Source organism: Paenibacillus cookii (assembly GCF_018333375.1).
Classification (GTDB): Bacteria; Bacillota; Bacilli; order Paenibacillales; family Paenibacillaceae; genus Paenibacillus_AQ; species Paenibacillus_AQ cookii.
The window spans coordinates 224,305-242,176 of record NZ_BORW01000004.1; the positions used below are offsets into that span (position 1 = coordinate 224,305).

General features: G+C 51.7%; 17 protein-coding genes. 15 read left to right on the forward strand and 2 right to left on the reverse strand.

What is annotated here, in order from left to right; translation table 11 throughout:
* Positions 1–26: 26 nt before the first annotated feature.
* Positions 27–848: a helix-turn-helix domain-containing protein gene (locus KI367_RS06820; protein ID WP_212948555.1), complete on the reverse strand. Its 822-nt coding sequence runs from the start codon at positions 846–848 to the stop codon at positions 27–29.
* Between the two features lie 332 nt (positions 849–1,180).
* On the opposite strand from KI367_RS06820, the gene KI367_RS06825 reads away from it, so the two are divergent.
* The 5 genes from KI367_RS06825 to KI367_RS06845 all read left to right on the forward strand — a co-directional run bounded on the left by KI367_RS06825 (position 1,181) and on the right by KI367_RS06845 (position 5,070).
* A complete protein-coding gene (locus KI367_RS06825) occupies positions 1,181–1,603 on the forward strand; it encodes a GNAT family N-acetyltransferase (protein ID WP_212948556.1) in 423 nt (140 codons plus the stop codon).
* Positions 1,604–1,680: 77 nt separating this feature from the next.
* Positions 1,681–2,706, forward strand: coding sequence for a glutathione S-transferase C-terminal domain-containing protein (locus KI367_RS06830; protein WP_036714938.1), 1,026 nt, complete (start codon positions 1,681–1,683; stop codon positions 2,704–2,706).
* Positions 2,703–3,566 (forward strand): transporter substrate-binding domain-containing protein, encoded by an 864-nt coding sequence (locus tag KI367_RS06835; RefSeq protein WP_036714939.1) that lies wholly within the window; start codon positions 2,703–2,705, stop codon positions 3,564–3,566. The genes KI367_RS06830 and KI367_RS06835 overlap by 4 nt, the downstream gene beginning before the upstream one ends.
* A 12-nt stretch (positions 3,567–3,578) precedes the next feature.
* Positions 3,579–4,319 (forward strand): amino acid ABC transporter permease, encoded by a 741-nt coding sequence (locus KI367_RS06840; protein ID WP_212948558.1) that lies wholly within the window; start codon positions 3,579–3,581, stop codon positions 4,317–4,319.
* On the forward strand, positions 4,312–5,070 hold the full coding sequence (locus KI367_RS06845) for an amino acid ABC transporter ATP-binding protein (RefSeq protein ID WP_212948559.1): 759 nt from the start codon (positions 4,312–4,314) through the stop codon (positions 5,068–5,070). Before KI367_RS06840 ends, KI367_RS06845 begins: the two co-directional genes overlap by 8 nt.
* Before the next feature lie 264 nt (positions 5,071–5,334).
* Here the strand turns inward: KI367_RS06845 and KI367_RS06850 are convergent, their stop codons facing one another.
* On the reverse strand, positions 5,335–6,213 hold the full coding sequence (locus tag KI367_RS06850) for a LysR family transcriptional regulator (RefSeq protein WP_212948561.1): 879 nt from the start codon (positions 6,211–6,213) through the stop codon (positions 5,335–5,337).
* Positions 6,214–6,324: 111 nt separating this feature from the next.
* Here KI367_RS06850 and KI367_RS06855 point away from each other — a divergent pair, with 111 nt between their 5' ends.
* The 10 genes from KI367_RS06855 to KI367_RS06900 all read left to right on the forward strand — a co-directional run bounded on the left by KI367_RS06855 (position 6,325) and on the right by KI367_RS06900 (position 17,697).
* Positions 6,325–7,611 (forward strand): adenylosuccinate synthase, encoded by a 1,287-nt coding sequence (locus KI367_RS06855; RefSeq protein WP_212948562.1) that lies wholly within the window; start codon positions 6,325–6,327, stop codon positions 7,609–7,611.
* A gap of 96 nt (positions 7,612–7,707) precedes the next feature.
* Positions 7,708–8,385 carry an SOS response-associated peptidase gene (locus KI367_RS06860; RefSeq protein ID WP_212948564.1) on the forward strand — a complete coding sequence of 226 codons (678 nt, stop codon included), beginning with the start codon at positions 7,708–7,710 and terminating at the stop codon, positions 8,383–8,385.
* A gap of 276 nt (positions 8,386–8,661) precedes the next feature.
* Positions 8,662–9,951, forward strand: coding sequence for a WD40/YVTN/BNR-like repeat-containing protein (locus KI367_RS06865; protein WP_212948565.1), 1,290 nt, complete (start codon positions 8,662–8,664; stop codon positions 9,949–9,951).
* 207 nt (positions 9,952–10,158) lie between these two features.
* Entirely contained in the window at positions 10,159–10,596 is a 438-nt protein-coding gene (locus KI367_RS06870) for a DUF2500 domain-containing protein (protein ID WP_212948567.1), read from the forward strand.
* A gap of 143 nt (positions 10,597–10,739) precedes the next feature.
* Positions 10,740–11,489 (forward strand): SDR family NAD(P)-dependent oxidoreductase, encoded by a 750-nt coding sequence (locus tag KI367_RS06875; RefSeq protein WP_036715658.1) that lies wholly within the window; start codon positions 10,740–10,742, stop codon positions 11,487–11,489.
* Positions 11,490–11,722: 233 nt separating this feature from the next.
* A complete protein-coding gene (locus KI367_RS06880; protein WP_212948569.1) occupies positions 11,723–13,495 on the forward strand; it encodes a hypothetical protein in 1,773 nt (590 codons plus the stop codon).
* A 197-nt stretch (positions 13,496–13,692) separates the two neighbouring features.
* The gene (locus KI367_RS06885) at positions 13,693–14,787 is read left to right on the forward strand and encodes a hypothetical protein (protein ID WP_212948571.1); all 1,095 of its coding nucleotides are present in this window, start codon (positions 13,693–13,695) and stop codon (positions 14,785–14,787) included.
* A gap of 259 nt (positions 14,788–15,046) precedes the next feature.
* Positions 15,047–15,469 (forward strand): cell wall hydrolase, encoded by a 423-nt coding sequence (locus KI367_RS06890; RefSeq protein WP_246536705.1) that lies wholly within the window; start codon positions 15,047–15,049, stop codon positions 15,467–15,469.
* A 59-nt stretch (positions 15,470–15,528) separates the two neighbouring features.
* On the forward strand, positions 15,529–15,984 hold the full coding sequence (gene gerQ, locus KI367_RS06895; RefSeq protein ID WP_373316210.1) for a spore coat protein GerQ: 456 nt from the start codon (positions 15,529–15,531) through the stop codon (positions 15,982–15,984).
* 396 nt (positions 15,985–16,380) lie between these two features.
* On the forward strand, positions 16,381–17,697 hold the full coding sequence (locus KI367_RS06900) for a hemolysin family protein (RefSeq protein WP_212948573.1): 1,317 nt from the start codon (positions 16,381–16,383) through the stop codon (positions 17,695–17,697).
* The last annotated feature ends 175 nt before the right edge of the window (positions 17,698–17,872 follow it).

Here is a 17,872-nt window from a genome sequence, read left to right on the forward strand (position 1 = left end):
ACATTCCCGGCTGCCTTTGAATTTCTTTAGTATGAACGGTCTGCAATATGCTGGACATATTTCTTTGGTGTGAGAAGGCTGAAATTCTTGAAATCTTTTATAAAGTGATTTTGGTCAAAGTAGCCCAATTCATAGATATGATCCAGCGTTTGACCATACTGGTTATTCTCCAGCAATTGAATCACATGCTGAAACCGGATGATGCGGCTGAACAGCTTGGGCGGGAGTCCAACATGCTTTTCGAATGCCTTCAATATGTACCGGGTTGAATAGCCTGTCTCGCGGGATAATTCATTGACGTTCAGTGTTCCGTGGCAGGAGATGATTTTTTCAGTCAAATAGTTGATCAGCGGATTAATCTGCAACGCCTCATTGAAGTGATTTAAATAGTAACGCTCGAACGCGCGGACCCGATCCTCCAGGCTGGCTTGCTCCGCTATGCTCCTCAGCAGCTCCTCGGCGTGGGGCATCACATCCTGAACGGGGACTTCCGACTCGCTAAACATGTCTATGGGGTATTTGAAGAAAAATTCCGCATAACCGGGAAGAAAGCAAACAACGAAATAATCGCAATCCGAACGCGCAAAAATCCCTTCTCTGCTCTTGAACAAACTTCCGCATATGTTGGCGGACGGATGCTCCTTATGACAACAAATGACGAGGTGCAGACAGCCGTCGGGAATAACCCAAAACCGGTTCATGTTCCCCACATTATATTCGGAGAATTTAATTCCTCCGTTAAATATGGCGGGAGATTCTGCATTAAATTCCCGAAATGTATTCAAAGCTTTCTCGAAGCTGGGCTGGATTGGACAATATAAATTTGAAAACTTCCTGGCCGATTTCATGCAGGCTCGCCCCTTTCGTTTCAATTGCCGCCATGGTCAATTTTTTGTGTCATTATTCCGACAAAATACATAGGAAAAATGCAATTAATAATTTAATATACAACCGATTAAATCTCTTTTTTTGCCTGATGTCAATGCAATGAAGCATTTTATCGGGTTCTGATTTTTACTATATTTTTCCTTGTCATTGTCTTATTCTTAAAAACATCTAAACACATTTGATTACTAGGAATATAGGCGAGGGGGATGACATGACAGAAACTATGGGCGGGAAGGCCTGGATAAAGCTCTTGATCGCTTATCCGGAGCATGGCGAAGGAAGGGTATAACAAATGGAACTAAGCATTCATAACAACTGTCAAGGCCGGGATTGGGGGCGAGTGGCCCAAATCATGAGCCACTTCGGATTGTCGGGTGCTCCGCCGGAGGATCATAAGCGGGCGTTCGAGAACAGTTATGCCGTTACTTTCCTCTATGACGGCGAGATACTGATCGGGTTTGGTCGAGCGATCTCCGACGGAGTAGGCCAAGCGGCGATTTACAATATCGCCGTGGCTCCTGAGTACCATGGCCAGGGTCTCGGAAGGCTCATTATCGAAGACCTGTTGAAGCATGTAAGCCACTGCAACGTGGTTTTATACACGCATCCCGACAAGGTGGAGTTCTACAAGCATCTTGGCTTTCGAAGAATGAAGACCGGTATGGCCTTGTACCGGGACCCAGACATGCTGCAGGAAATGGGATTCATTGAGTAATTCCGTTTTTCATAAGCGTGTGAGGCTGTGAACAAGTTTGGATTGGGAATATGTTAAAAATTTAGGAGGTATGGTCCATGTCCACAAAAGCGAATGTTCGGGTACGGCCGAAAGAAATCGAGCATGAGATTGATGAGAAAGGCTTTTTTGTCCGGCAGAATAATTATTTTGCAACTCCTTTCGGCGATGGAGAGGGCAAGCTGCCGGTCGAGGCGGGCCGCTACCGCCTGATCTGGGCCAAAGGCTGCCACTGGTCCAACCGTGCTTCGATCGTCCGGGAATTGCTGGGACTGGAAGAGGCGATCAGCATCAATCTGGTTGGGCACGGCAGGCATGAACAGGATTTGGGATGGGAATTCATCTATGATGAGAACAATGTGGACCCGGTACTGGGCGTGCAATTTCTAAGTGAACTGTATGCCAATGCCGATCCGGATTATCCGGGCAGAGCGACGGTGCCGGCTATCGTTGACGTGACGACCAAAAAAGTGGTCAATAACGATTATGTATGGCTGACCAACTATCTGGAGAATGAATTCGCAGCGTTTCATAAACCAGGAGCGCCGGAGCTGTACCCGGAGCATTTAAGGGAAGAGATCGATAAATATAACGATTACCTGTTCGATAACGTCAACAATGGTGTCTACAAAGCAATGTTTGCCCAGTCTATCGAAGCGTATAACGATGCCTTTGAGCACCTGTACGCCGCGTTCGACGCCATTGAGGAACGGCTGGAGACGAAGCGTTTTCTGTTCGGCGATTATGTCACCGATTCTGACGTCAGGCTGTTTGTGACTCTTGCGCGGTTTGACACTTACTATTTCAAGAATCTCGGTCCGATCCGCAACCGTATTGTCGATTTCAAGAATATTTGGGGATATGCTCGTGACCTGTATGAGATTCCGGCGTTTAAGAACAACACTTATTTAAGGGATCTGGCGAAAAGCGACAAGAAAAAAACCGGCATTTTTCTCGATTATAACACCCGTTTCTGGGATCAGATCGATTTCGAGAAGTTATGGTCCCAGCCTCATGGCAGGCAAGAAAAGAGCTCGGACCCGACTCAAAAATTTTTGACGAAAGCAAGGGGGATATCTAGTTGAAGAGCATATGGAGAACACTTGGACTCAGCTTGTCGGCCATGACGATGCTGGTGGGGCTTGCAGCCTGCGGGAACAGTGATTCCAGCGGGGAGGCGGTAGCGGAGGGAAGCGCCGCAACTGGCGGGAAGACAAAAATCGTAATCGCGACGGGCGGAGCGCCCAAGCCTTTCTCTTACGTCAATGACAATAATGAACTCGATGGTTACGATATTCAGGTGGTGAAGGCAATTTTCGAAGGTCTGCCCCAATATGAGGCGAGTATCGAGAAAACGGAATTTTCTTCGATATTTGCGGGACTGGATTCCGACCGTTATCAAATCGGAGCCAACAATTTTGCCAGCAATGAGGAGAGACGGGAAAAATACAATTTTTCCAATCCGATCTTCAAAAATAAGTTTGTGATCGCGGTGGCGGCGGACCGGAACGATATCAAGTCCTTCGCCGATCTGGAGGGGAAAACGACGGAGGTAAGCCCTGGCGTCAACTATACGGTGGCCTTGGAGAATTACAACAAAAAGGCGGCAAAAACTCCAGTGAATTTGAAGTATTCCGAGGCGGAGATGGCGGTCATTTTGCAGAACGTGGAGAGCGGTGTGTCGGATTTCAACTTGATTGACTCCGCCATGCTTCAAATGTACATCGATGAATATGGGCTGAAGCTGAAGTCCATTCCGCTGTCCCAAGAGGATTCCGACCGGATTGGCGTGCCGTACAGCTATCTGATCTTGAGCAAAGGCAAGCAGAGTGAACAGCTGACCAAAGACGTGAATCAGCGGATCAAGGCTTTAATCGAGGACGGCACGATTTCCAAGTTAAGCAATAAATATTTGAAGGGCGATTTCGCCCCGGAAACTCAGTAAAGGGCGCTCTTTATGCCTAATCTATTTGATGTCGGGCTTGTCTTTACCCTGATTCCCCAACTGTTAAAGTATCTACCCGTAACTTTGGAATTGACGGCGATTTCCATGCTGGCCGGGCTCCTGCTTGGGCTTCTGCTGGCGATTATCCGGATGAAAAGGATCCCCGTGCTGGTTCAGCTCAGCACAGTGTTCATCTCCTTTACCCGGGGGACACCTATTCTCGTTCAGCTTTATATGTCTTACGCCGGAATACCGCTGCTGCTGAAATACTATAACTACTACCATGATACCGGCTACAACGTGAACTCCATCCCTTCGATATTCTACGTGCTGCTGGCCTTGTCGTTGAACGAAGCGGCTTATAGCTCCGAAGTGATCCGGGCCGCCCTGCAATCCGTCGACAAGGGCCAGATCGAAGCGGCGCAGTCATTGGGAATGACCTACGGTCAAGTATTACGACGTATCATTCTTCCGGAAGCGTTCGTCGTGGCGCTGCCGACCTTAGGCAACGCATTGATCGGACTGATGAAGGGCACATCGCTGGCGTTTGTGTGCTCGGTCGTGGAGATGACGGCGCAATCCAGGATCCTGGCCGGGAACAATCTTCGTTTCTTTGAATCCTATTGCTCGCTTGCTTTGATCTACTGGGGATTGACCATCCTGATCGAGCGTGTGATTGCTTATTTGGAGAAGCGGCTGGACATTGATTTCAGAAGTATGAGAAAAAGAAAGGGTGATGTGATCTTTGATTGAGATTCGCGGTTTAACGAAATCATTCCAGGGTCACACCGTCCTGAACGGAATCGACTTAACGATTCAACAAGGCGATGTGGTGGCCGTTATCGGCTCTTCGGGCGCCGGCAAATCCACCTTGCTGCGATCGATCAATCTGCTCGAGCCAGCGGATGCCGGAACGATTGCCATGGACGAGCTTATGGTCGATATCTCCAAGAGATCCAGATCGGAGACGCTGGAGCTCCGCAAAAGCACGGCCATGGTTTTTCAGCAGTTCAATCTGTTTCGGCAAAAGACAGCTCTGGAGAATGTGATGGAGGGTTTAGTGGTCGTCAAAAAAATGCCGAAGGATGAAGCGCGAAAAATCGCCGCATGGCAGCTCTCAAGAGTGGGCTTATCCGATCGGGTCCATCATTACCCTAAGCAGTTGTCCGGCGGACAGCAGCAGCGTGTGGCTATTGCCCGCGCTCTGGCGATGGAGCCGAAGCTTCTGCTGTTTGATGAACCGACGTCGGCGCTTGATCCCGAACTGGCCGGTGAAGTGCTGGATACAATCAGGCAAACGGCCGTGGAAGGAAACACCATGCTGCTGGTGTCTCATGAAATGGATTTTGTCCGCAAGGTCGCCACCAGAGTGCTGTTTCTTGATAAGGGTATCATCGTGGAGGACGGTACGCCCCAAGAAGTATTTGCGCACCCGAAATCCGACCGGACCAAGCAGTTCCTTGCTAATTATTACCGGGACCGTGAGCCGGATTTCTCCATATGAAAATTTATGATTGGGCGTTGCCCGCCATAACAACACTATTTCCCGCTTCCAGTTGAGAGATGACTCAAGGACGAAGCGGGCACAGCAAGGCAGCCGGGAATTTCCCGGCTGCCTGCGAATTTGATGAAAGGCATTCCAAAGGGGATGCTTTTTGGGATTTAATTAAGCACAAGCAAACGGATGTGCAGTGCGGATGTCAAAGGGAGTGCGCTCCCCTTGAACGGCAGCATGTGCAAGGGGACAGGGGTCCATGGGACACGAAAACTATGGTAAAAACTCAATAAAGCTTTTCGAAGCTGCCGATTGCGGGACGCCCTTTAAAGTTGCAATCCCGACGCGTCGTTCCGGGATCGGCGGATCCAGCGGAATTTCGATCAGTTTGCCCGTTGCCAGTTCATTCATAACGAAATTGCGGGCGATAAACGTCAAACCGAAGCCGCTTCGAGCAAACTCGACCAATAAATCAAGGCTTCCCAATTCAAATTCGGGCCTCAACTCGACGCCGTTGGATTTTGCGTACTCGTCAAGATAATGCCGCGTGCTTCCTCCGGGCTCCAGCAGCAGCAATGGAAATTGGCCGATGGAAGCCAGGGGAAACGGAGCCTGCGTTAGGGAAACGTATTGCGGATGGCCCACCAAACAATCCTGCAGCACCAAACTTTGGCGGAAATCGACTTTGGGGTCCGACACGGGGAGATTGACGATCCCGAAGTCGATTTTTCCTTCTTTTAAAAGCGCCAAGGTTTCCGGCGTCGTACGATTCGTAACATGCACGCGAATTTCCGGGTACTTCGCATGAAACTGCTCGAGGTAAGGCAGCAGGTAATGCTTGCATAACGTATCGCTGGCGCCGATATGGATTTCTCCATGCAATAAATTTTGCATTTCCGCAATTTTTTTCTTGCCGACTTCAAGCAGGTGAATGGCTTGTTCAACGTATTGAAACAAAACCTCGCCTTCGGCCGTGAGAACGACTCCTTTGGACGTGCGAAAAAACAAAGGCCCTCCGAGGCTGCCCTCCAGCTGCTTCAACGTATGGCTGACCGCGGGCTGCGAAATATGCAGCTCTTCCGCCGCTTTCGTGAAGCTCCCCAGCTTGGCCGTCCAGTAAAAAACGCGATACCACTCCATGTTGATGTCCATTGCTATTACTCCTGTTTATGTCTTGGATTATTAATATCAATTTCACTTATATATTTATCGAAATTATACTAATCAATGTACATGAACACAAGCGATGGGGAGGAAATGGAATTGCCAGTCACAGCGATTGTAGGAGCTAACTGGGGAGATGAAGGCAAAGGGAAAATGACGGACGTTCTCTCTGCGGATTCTTCCTATGTCGTGCGTTTCCAGGGAGGCAGCAATGCGGGTCATACGATCATCAATGAGTACGGGAAGTTTGCGCTGCATATGTTGCCTTCGGGAGTGTTTAATCCCGATGTGGTCAATGTCATCGGCCCCGGAACCGCCTTGGATGCGGATGTATTGTTAAAAGAACGGGATGAGCTGGTGGCCAGGGGCGTGCCGGAACCGAAGCTTGCCATATCAAGCCGGGCGCAGATCGTTTTGCCGGTGCACCGCTTGTTTGACGAATTGGAAGAGGAACGTTTGGGCGCGCGGAGTTTTGGTTCCACCAAGCAGGGGATCGCTCCTTTTTATGCCGATAAATATGCGAAGCTCGGGATTCAGGTCGCCGACCTGTACGATGAGCATCGGTTGATGAGAAGATTGGAACAAATGCTCGACGCCAAAAACGTGCTGCTTGAGCATATGTACGGGAAACCGTCCATGCGGGCGAAAGATTTGTTCCAAACCTTAAAGGCGCAAGGAGAAAAGCTGCGGCCATACGTCGTCGACACGACGCAAATGCTGAATGACGCTTACCGCAACGGGAAAACCATTTTGCTGGAAGGGCAGCTTGGCGCGCTCCGCGATCCGGATCACGGCATCTATCCGTTTTCGACTTCTTCGTCGACGTTGGCGGGATTCGCGACGGTTGGCGCGGGATTGCCTGCTTCCGCCATCGACAGCGTTGTTGCCGTCGTCAAAGCGTATTCCAGCTGCGTTGGAGCAGGTCCGTTCGTTTCCGAGCTGGAGGGGGAAGAAGCGGAACAATTGCGCCGGCGCGGCGGCGACGCGGGCGAATACGGCGCTTTGACCGGCCGTCCGAGAAGGGTCGGCTGGTTTGACGCGGTGGCGACCCGCTACGGCTGCATGGTCCAAGGCGCGACCGAAATCGCTTTGACCAACCTGGACGTTTTGGGCTATTTGGATCAAATTCCGGTCTGCGTCGCTTACGAGCTGCAGGACGGAACGGTGACGGACCGGTTTCCGGTAAGCGCCGAGCTGGAGCATGCCAAACCGGTCATCCAGACGTTCGAAGGATGGAAAAGCGACATTTCGCAAGCGCGCACGTTCGAGGAATTGCCGGAAGCGGCCCGGCGTTATATCGCTTTCATTGAAGCTTCCGTTCAGGCCAAAGCCAAATACATTTCGGTGGGGCCAAGACGCGACCAGCTTATCACGCGCGATATATAATTGAAGGGATCGCGGTTTAACGGTGTTTCTCATGGACTCATGCATAATTTTCCTCTTTTGGCGGAAACTAACGTCCAAAGAGGAGGGTGATGCTGCATGTGCCAGCGTTATTCAATGGCTGCCGACCTGCCGATGATCATGGATCATTTTCAGGTTGACCGCGTGATGTATTACTACAAAAACCGATACAACGTCAGCCCGACCCAGTTCACGCCGGTCATACTTCAGCAAAACGGCGAACGCGTCCTGGACGAATTCCGCTGGGGCTTCATTCCCTACTGGGGGAAGGATGCGGTCAATGCCGATCTGCATACGGTAAAGGAAAATCCCACGTACCGCAAAATGATCGAAAAACAGCGGTGCGTCATTCCGTGCAACGGCTTTTATTATTGGAAAAAGGAAGGCAAAAAAGCTTACCCCGTCCGCGTCGTGCTGAAAAACCGCGGGATGTTCGGGGTCGCCGGCTTGTATGAAATCTGGAAAGACCATCACGGCGAGCCGCTGCGAACGTTCACGCTGGTCATGACCGGGGCTAACGGACTGATCGGGGATTTCGAGGAATCCCGCATGCCCGCCATTTTGCCGGAGGAAGCGATGAAGGACTGGCTGAATGAAGAAAACACGGCTTTTCATTCGTTAAGCTCGCTCTTGCAAACATATTCCGACGAAGAGATGGAGGCATATCCGGTTACGCCGCTCATCGGCAACGACGGGCATGACAGCGAAGAATGCATTCGCGAGATGGATTTGCGTACCGCGTGGGTGAAGCAGTAGGCCGGAAGCACTCCTAAAAATTCAGAGATCGAAGCGGTCAAACAGCTGAACATGGTTTATGTTTTACGTGTCAAGCGTCTATATCCCGACCGGGAGGTTTAGGCGCTTTTTTCGTTTGCTTCAAGACGCCCCCGAATCCTTTTTTTGGGATTGCCGTATCTGACGGTCCCGCCGACGACCTGCCGGAATTGGCTCAACTCTGCCGATATGTTATATTATTTGAGTTGGGGGCTTCTTTGAAAGGACAGGCTGTCCTCAGGAGAGGAGGAACTTAGGATGAAGTGGGGCAGACAACTCGTTGGCATCGCTTTGCTGTGCAGCCTATTGTTAAGCGCATGTTCTTCCGAGGAGGGACAGACCGCGGAACCGGCGTCGGCTCCCGCATTGCAGGATTCCGCCGAATCGGCGGCCGGTGACGGCCAGACCCTAACGGTGGTGGCGCCGAGCGAAGCGAACAAGGTAAACCATGATGCAGGCAAATATAAAATTCAAACCAAACTTACGGAATTCCAGCTTCTAAGCGAAACTCAGGGCATTGCCTGGGGATTAACCCGCAATGAACTTCGCATGTATTTGACCGAGGACAACGGCCGGACCTGGGTCAACATTTCGCCGTCGGCGAACGTGCAGTTCGCAGCGAATCCCAGGTATGGAAAGGACGTTTATTTTACGGATCCGCAAAACGGCTGGATCGTCCGCGATCCCGCAGGCATGTCGGAGACGATCGTGCTTCATACGAGCGACGGGGGAGAAAATTGGAACATTTCCTCGATCCCCCAAAAGAACAGGGTTTCCGCGATCCATTTCAATTCGCCGCAGCACGGCTGGCTCATGACGACGGAAGAGTCGTCGACGGGCAAGGAGCTTAAGGTGCTTTACCGCACCGATGACGGCGGGGCCGTCTGGAATATCGCGATGCAGAACACGGTGTACGATCGAGGAAGATCCGAAACCGGCGCCCCGATTCCTCATCTGGGTTATACGGTAGGGATAAACTTCACCGACTCCATGAACGGATACGCCATGATTCAGGAATTGGGGGAACCCAAGCTTTACCGGACGAAGGACGGGGGCAAAAAATGGACTTCGGGCCCGGCGTTTTTTGACCGGGAAAAGCTGAAGCCGTGCATTTCCTATGCGGCCGGCAACCTTCAATTTTTCGGGTCGCATAAGGACGGATGGATTCCGATCGGCTGCAAGCTTGGAGACAGCACGAAATACAACGGTTATTTCACGGAGGATGGCGGCGACACGTGGAAATTCGTCAACTTCGGCCTTCCCTCGAGCGAAGGGTTGAACCAATCCCTGCGGCCTACATTCATCAATCCCGCTGAAGGCTGGGCGCTTGTCGGCAGTACGCTGTACCATACGGTGGACCAGGGCAAGACATGGCTTGCAATCACGAAGAACGAAGTGCTGCAGCAAAAGCTTCGGGAGTATCCCGAAGTCGTGAAGCTGCAATTTGCGTCGCCGCATGTAGGCTGGCTTCTGATCGGAAACAGCGAGCAGCGGAGCTCGAGGCTTTTGCAAACGACGGACGGCGGTGCAACGTGGAGAGTGTTGTAAAAGGAAGAAGCGAAGAACGGTGGTTCTTCGCTTCTTTGCGTCCGGCGGAAAAACGGTTGTCCGGTACGAATATCAGGGAAAAAGTTCGGAAAAGGCTCGTCTGACAAGGACTAGTGGTTTTTTTGTCATATCCCCCGCATATACTTGTTATGAACAGGCCCGCTTGAGGAGCATCGCTCAGCCTAAAGTCGAAAAGGAGGGGGAAGCATGCCAGGAGATTCGTCATTTTGGATGTTCGACTTCTTCGGAAAAGTCATGCCGATCTTTTTTGTCGCCGTTATCGGTATCATTGCCGTGTCTGTCGGCAGAGGATTGCTGCAGTGGGGGCGGAACAACAAACAGCCTGTTCTCACGGTCGACTCCCGGATCGTCAGCAAACGGACCGAAATCAACCAGCGCCATACGCATGAGCCGAATGATCAGATGACCAGCCATACGAATACGGTCTACTATATTACGTTCGAAGTGGAAAGCGGGGACCGCATGGAGTTTCCCGTCAGCGGAAAACAGTTCGGATTATGCGCGGAAGGGGATACGGGAAGGCTTACGTTTCAAGGCACCCGGTTCAAAGGATTTGAGCGCCGTATGCGGTTTGCCGGCGAAGCCGAGGCGGGGGCGCGTTACCGGAATTATGAGCGTTTATGACGCGTACCGATGGCAAAAGCAAATGATTGGACTGCATCTACCAAAGGATGTGGTCTTTTTGTTTTTGCAATATGCTTGAATGGGAAGACGATTGAATCTAAAGTAGAAGCATCGGGTAAGGCTAGAATAAAGGAGGAATCCATATGACATTTCAAAATATCGTCGTGGTTGTCACCGGAGCGGCCCAAGGCATCGGGTACGGCATAGCCAAAGCATTTGCCGAACAAGGGGCAAAACTCGTCATGGCGGATCTGAACGAAGATCAAGGCGCGGCTGCTGCGGCTGCGATCCGCAACGAAGGCAGACAAGCCATCTTCGTGCCTTGCGATGTGCGCAAAGAAGAGGATATCCGGAAGCTGATGAAAGCCGCGGAGGATGAATACGGCAGAATCGATGTGCTGATCAACAACGCCGGGGTGTCCCGCTGGAAATCGCCGCTTGAGCTGTCCGTCGGCGAATGGGACGACGTGCTGAACACGAACGTGCGAAGCTGCTTTCTCGCGACCCGCGAAGCGGCCCGCTCCATGAAAAGGAACGGCGTTTCGGGAGCCGTCGTCAACATCGCATCCACGCGCGCGCTGATGTCGGAACCCAATTCGGAGGCATATGCCGCTTCGAAAGGGGCCATCGTGGCCCTGACCCATGCCATGGCCGTTTCCCTCGGACCGGACCAGATCCGCGTCAATTGCATAAGCCCCGGCTGGATCGAAACGCAAGACTACGATTCGCTAAAACCGGCCGATCACGAACAACATCCGGCAGGCAGGGTAGGCAGACCGGAGGATATCGCCAAGGCTTGCCTCTATTTGGCAGATCCGGACAATTCCTTCGTAACCGGGACTCATTTGGTGATCGACGGGGGCATGACGCGGAAAATGATCTATGAACCGTAACTTTTCTCCTGCGCAGTTGGCCCTAATACCTTCCAGTATTTCTCTTTCTCCGACCATTCCAGGCCGTTTTCCGCGGCCGGCATAGTTCCTTTTAGGCATTCTTGATTTCGCGCGACTTGCATGAGCCCGTTCTTTAAGGACTTGGGCTCATCTTTTTTTGGGGGATCAATGCTATAATTACTCCGTTTACTACATGAGGATCGCGAGTCCTCGCATAGGAATGGAGGGAAATTATGTTTGTCAAAAATTCTCGATGGCTCACTGCCCTGCTGTTTCTGGCGGCGATCCTGCTTACGGGATTCAGCGCCCCGTCGAAGGACGTCAAGGCCACTTGGGTATGGCAGACGGAACTGATCGAGGATGGCGGAGAAAAATTACTAGAGTTCGCCCGCAATGAAGGCATTAATCTGATCTACCTGCAAATCAATCGGGATTTGCCTAAAAAGACCTATGAAACGTTCGTGCAGCACGCGCATGAGGAACGCGTCGCCGTCCATGCGCTTGGCGGTGATCCAGGATGGGCGCTGACGGAACATCGGGAGCGCATGTTAGGACTTGCCGAATGGACGATGGAGTACAATGCCGGCGCCTCGCCCGAAAGCCGGTTCGATGGAATCCATCTCGATATAGAACCTTATGTTCTTCCCCAGTGGGCAGCGGATCATGATGCAGTCATCCAAACATGGGAGAGCAACCTATCGGCTTTTCTAGGCAAAACATCCGGCTCGGGGCTCGAACTCGGAATCGACATTCCCTTCTGGTTTGACGGTTACAGCGCCTCCGGGGGCGAAGCGCTCAACGAATGGCTGATGCGGCAATTCGATCATGTCACGGTGCTGGCTTACCGGAATGACGTCGATTCGGAACACGGCATTATCGCCTTGTCCCAAGACGAGCTCGACCTAGCCGACCGACTCGGCAAAAAAGTGCTGATCGGCGTCAACACGAAGGAAATGCCGGGCGAAAGCTACACGACCTTTTACGGGCAGCAAAAAGAGCAGATGAACCAATCCTTATCGGATCTGACCGGCCGGCTGGGCGCTCATTCCTCTTTTGCGGGACTGGCCATCCATGACTTCCGTTATTGGGAAAACATGCCTAGCGGCGGCGGGGGCGGTGATCAGCCGGGACCCGGTCCGGCCCCCGAACCGGCCCCGGACCCCGACCCGGAGGGCAACGTTCCCGATGCGGATCCGGTCGTTCGGGATTCCATGGTAAGGGGTACCTATATCTGGGAAGCAAACCAGGTGCTTCAGAACGCTCAGGAGATCATCGGCTTCGCCAAAGAGAAAAAGCTGAACTGGCTTTATGTCCGGTTGGATTTGGAGCAGCCTTTCAGCGCGTATCAAACTTTCGTCAAACAGGCTTCGGCCGCAGGCATTGAAGTGCACGCCATGGGGGGACATCCGATCTGGGCGCTGCAGGAAAGCCGTCCCAAAATGATGAAACTGGTCAAATACGTCAAGGACTACAACCGCTCGGTTCAGGGAGATGAACGTTTCCATGGCATCCATTTGGATATCGAGCCCTACGTGCTTCCGGAATGGAGGTCCGATCCGCAGCGGGTCCTTTCGGAATGGACCTCCAACCTGGATGCGTTCGTCACGGAGCTGAAAAAGGACTCCCGTTTGCAAGCGAGCATGGATTTGGCGGTTTGGCTCGACAAATATAAAGTCCCGGGCGGGGACATGTCGATCAGCAAATGGATGATCCAGCGCATGGACCACGTGTCATTGATGGCTTTTCGGGATTCCGCGGCCGGTTCGAACGGCATCGTCAACGTCGCCAAAGAAGAAATCGGTTTTGCGGACGAATTGGGCAAGCCGATCCTCCTTTCGGTCGAAATGAAAGAAAGCCATGAAGGCAACCACATTACCTTCTTCGAGGAAGGAGCGGAATACATGGAGGGAGAGCTGGCGAAGCTGCCCGGTTTGTTGAAAGATTCCCCCTCCTACGCAGGCAACGTGGTGCACGCTTACGATTATTGGAGGAACGCAAAACCTTGAACCTGAATCGCTAATGAGCAAAATGTTCTGCTTGCGCCGAATAGGCGGCAAGCAGATTTTTTTATTCCGGAGCGCAATCACTCGTCAGGGCGAGCCGAGGGCATGCCGGGCGGCACGCTGGGCATTCACACAGAAACGGCTGCCGGCATACCATAAGGTGTTAGCAACGCGAGTGAGATAAAGGAGCGTGAACGAAAATGGCAGGTCTGGAAAAGCATTATTTCGGGCGCGGCAATACGGCAGTGGGGTTGTACACGTTGTACGATTCCATTTTAAACGGACTGGATACCGTATTTGTCATCGACGGACGGATCGGATCGGGGACTTCGCAAGTGCTTGCCCAATTGGCGGCGGCGTGGAAAGATAACGGCTGGACGAAACACTATATACATGAGACGTTGGATAGCGAGCAGCTGGAAGGCATCATTTTGGAGGAAGCGCGAATCGGCATCGTCGACGGAAACGCCTGGAGCGCCGATCCCGTTCTGGAGGGGACGGAAATTCGCGTAATTGACGCTGCCGCGGCGCTGCGAAGCGGTTTCATCGACGATGTGGAAGCGCGGACGAAGGATCTGGAGCAGGAAATCGCCGCGCTTTACGCGAAGGCTTACGACTCCTTTTTAAAAACGCTGCGCATCCATGACGAATGGGAGAAATTCTACATCGATCATTTAGACCGCGAACGCGCCAATCAAATCACGGCGGAGTTTGCCGACGAATATTTGGTCCCATTCCGCTCGAAGAAAGCGAACGTCACCCGCCGGTTTCTCGGCGCTGCCACGTGGCAAGGAGCCCTCGATTACGTTCCGAACTTGACGGAAAACCTCCGCACGCGGATTTTCGTCAAGGGCCGCCCGGGCTCCGGAAAATCCACCATGTTCAAAAAATTGGCCAAAGAAGCGGAAGCGCGGGGTATCGACACCGAGATTTACCACTGCGGTTTTGATCCGAACAGCCTGGATATGCTTATTTTTCCTGAACTAAGTCTGGCCATCTTCGACAGCACGGCGCCGCATGAGCATTTTCCAAGCCGCGAAGGGGACAGCATCCTCGACGTGTACGAACTGGCCATCAAGGAAGGCACGGACGAGGCGTTCGCCGAGGAAATCGCCGAGATTCGGGGCCGGTATTCCGCTTCCATGAAACATTCGATTTCGATTCTGTCGGACATCAAACGGATCCGCGACGAGGTATGGTCGGCGTATGATGCGGCCGTCGATCCGGCGGCGTTGCGAGCCGTCGCAACCCAAGTCGTCCGCCAGGTAGACGCATTGACGAACTCCTCCGTATAACCGAACCACCCCATGCCCGTAAATTAAACGCAATCCCAGGTTTTCGCGTAAGCGCCTTTTTTCGCAAAGGAATGCGGAATAGGCGCTTATTTTGTTGTTTCCCGAAAAGAGCGCGCATTCCCGTTTGGATCGAAACAAGGCGTCAAACGAACCGCGTCCGTGTCGCAATAAAGTACAAGTTGTAAAGATTTGTTGTCACTCATCTAGGCGAATGCACATACACTTATAAGGAAAATCATTCTTGCAGGGAGGTAGAATCTTGGCTGTTATCAAAACGAATTCAGAGCAAACAAGACTGCTCGCTCGTTTGATGAGGGCTGAAGCTGAAGGTGAAGGGAGTCTCGGCATGCTGATGGTCGGCAACGTCGGCGTGAACAGGATTCTGGGAAATTGTCTGGATTTCAACAATATCCGCAGCATCAGGGATATGGTTTACCAAAGCCCAGGCGGTTTTGAAGCCCCGCAGAAGTCGTATTTTTATCAAAGGGCCAGAGAACAGGATATCAGGCTTGCGCAACGCGCCATTAACGGCGAACGGTTTTGGCCGGCTTCGAATGCTTTATGGTTTTTTCGCCCCACGGGCGGCTGTCCGGCAACTTGGTTCAATCAATCGAATACGGGACGATACAAAAGCCATTGCTTCTTCAGTCCCTCCAGCGCGGATTGTCCTAACGTGTTTTGATTGGGCAAAAAACAAAATGAAACATGATTTCGTACTTAATTGAAGGAGGATTTGAAAGTATGGTGCCTCAGTTTTTTCGTCCATCGCCTTATCAAATGGGGGGTTATCCAGGAGTGTCGGGAAGCGGCGCGGGAACTCCCGGCAGCATGGGAACGCCCGGAAGCATGGGCGCAGTTCCGCCCCAAGTCACGAGCGGCAGTCCGATGACTCCGACGGGAGCAGTGATCCAGGCTCCGCAGCAGCAATTCGAGCAATCGTACGTGGAGAACATTTTGCGTTTGAATTTGGGGAAAACAGGAACCTTTTACATGACGTACGAAAACAATTCCCAATGGAACGCCAAGATATTTACCGGCGTCATCGAAGCCGCGGGCCGGGACCATATCATTATCTCCGAACGTTCCACCGGACAGCGTATCCTCCTGCTGACGCTTAATCTGGATTACATCGTATTCAACGAACCTCTGGTTTACCAATATCCCGGCGTCGTCGGCAATCCGCCTCAAGGCCGGTAACCAAACGCTGACAAACTCAACATTTAGAGGTTTGCAGCCTTTTTAACTCCATATTTTGATTTCAACGCCGAAAAGACCGCCTTTCATGTCATAAATGACAAAAGGCGGCTCTTTTTGCCTGTATATCGGAGTTTTGCTTGCAATAACAACGGGTCCCTTTCGTATGCAGTCATACCCGATGGTTTGACTGTATAGTGTATAATTATATAATTAAAGATATATTCCAAAATCATACACAAGCTGATTTTGCAAAAAATCTTGACTTAAGATAGGAGATGGATCCATTGGGAAGTTGACGGCAAACGCGATTTTTATGCATCACAGGACTCATGATCTCAAAATACGAAGGAGGTGTACCTATTTGCCGGTCAAGACGTACGGTGAATAGGAAAAAGATTGACTGACCCCTTACCGAGTTTGATCAATTTGATTTGGGTAGTAATACTCGTTTTATTGAACGGGTTTTTCGTTTCCGCGGAGTTTGCCATGGTGAAAATCAGAAGCAGCCGCGTGGAAACGCTGGTTGACGAAGGCCGCAAAGGCGCGGTGTTCGCCCGCAGCATCGTCAACAATTTGGACGCTTATTTGTCCGCCTGCCAGCTTGGCATCACGTTGGCATCGCTGGGGCTTGGATGGCTCGGGGAACCGGCCGTAGCAACCCTCGTCAGACCTCTGATTCACGCCTTGGGCTTCGGAGAAGCCGCTGTTCACGGGATCGCCGTGGCCACCGCGTTTCTCATCATTACCATTCTTCATATCGTGCTTGGTGAATTGGCGCCGAAATCGATGGCGATCCGCAAGTCGGAATCCGTCGCGCTGATGTCGGCCGCTCCAATGGTTTATTTTAATAAGCTGATGTATCCTTTCATCTGGGTATTAAACGGGCTTGCCAATGCGTTGCTGCGCCTTTTCGGGATCGCCCCGGCATCGGAATCGGAATCCGCCCATACGGAGGAAGAAATACGGATTTTGATGAAGGAAAGCAACAAAAACGGCTTGATCGACAATACGGAACTTGCGCTGGTGGACAATATTTTCGATTTTGCGGAAACGACCGGACGGGAAATCATGATTCCCCGGACGGAAATGATCTGCCTGAACACGCAGCTTTCCCGAGAAGAAAATCTTGAAATTGCTTACGAAGGCATGAGAACAAGATACCCGGTTTGCGATGGTGACAAGGATCATATTATCGGATTCATTCATATTAAGGACTTATTGCGTTCTACGGCTACCGAATATAATACTTTAATTCGTCCGATCCTGGCTGTACCGGAATCCATTCAGATCAGCGCATTGCTGAAGCTGATGCAGCGGGGAAAGACCCAGATCGCCATTTTGATCGATGAATACGGCGGCACATCCGGGCTCGTAACCCTGGAAGACATTATGGAAGAAATCGTCGGTGAAATTCAGGATGAATTCGACGAGGAACGTCCCGGCATCGAAAAAATTCAGGAACATGAATATTCGATTGACGGCTTGATGCTCATTGAGGAAATCAACGACCGATTCGGGCTTGATTTGGATACGACCGACTACGATACCGTAGGCGGCTGGCTGTATTCCCATATCGAGACGATCCCGCCGCATAAGGGGCAATCGGCCGAAGTCGACGGGCATGTTTTCATAGTGGAGGAAACGGATCATAAGCGCATCTCAAGGATTAAGCTTCTGGTTCCGCAGGTGATGGCGGAGGAAGCGGGCGCATAAAGTGTGAAATAGATGAAAGGCACGGGGCATCCGCCCCGTGTCTTTTTGTTTTAGGCTTTAGCCAGTTGAGCTCGCGAAGCGTGCGAAACAAAAAACCACCCGCTATGCGGGTGGAGGGAACGAGGGTTTGACCAACAAGACCATCCCGATAAAATTGAGATGTTCAGGCTCAATT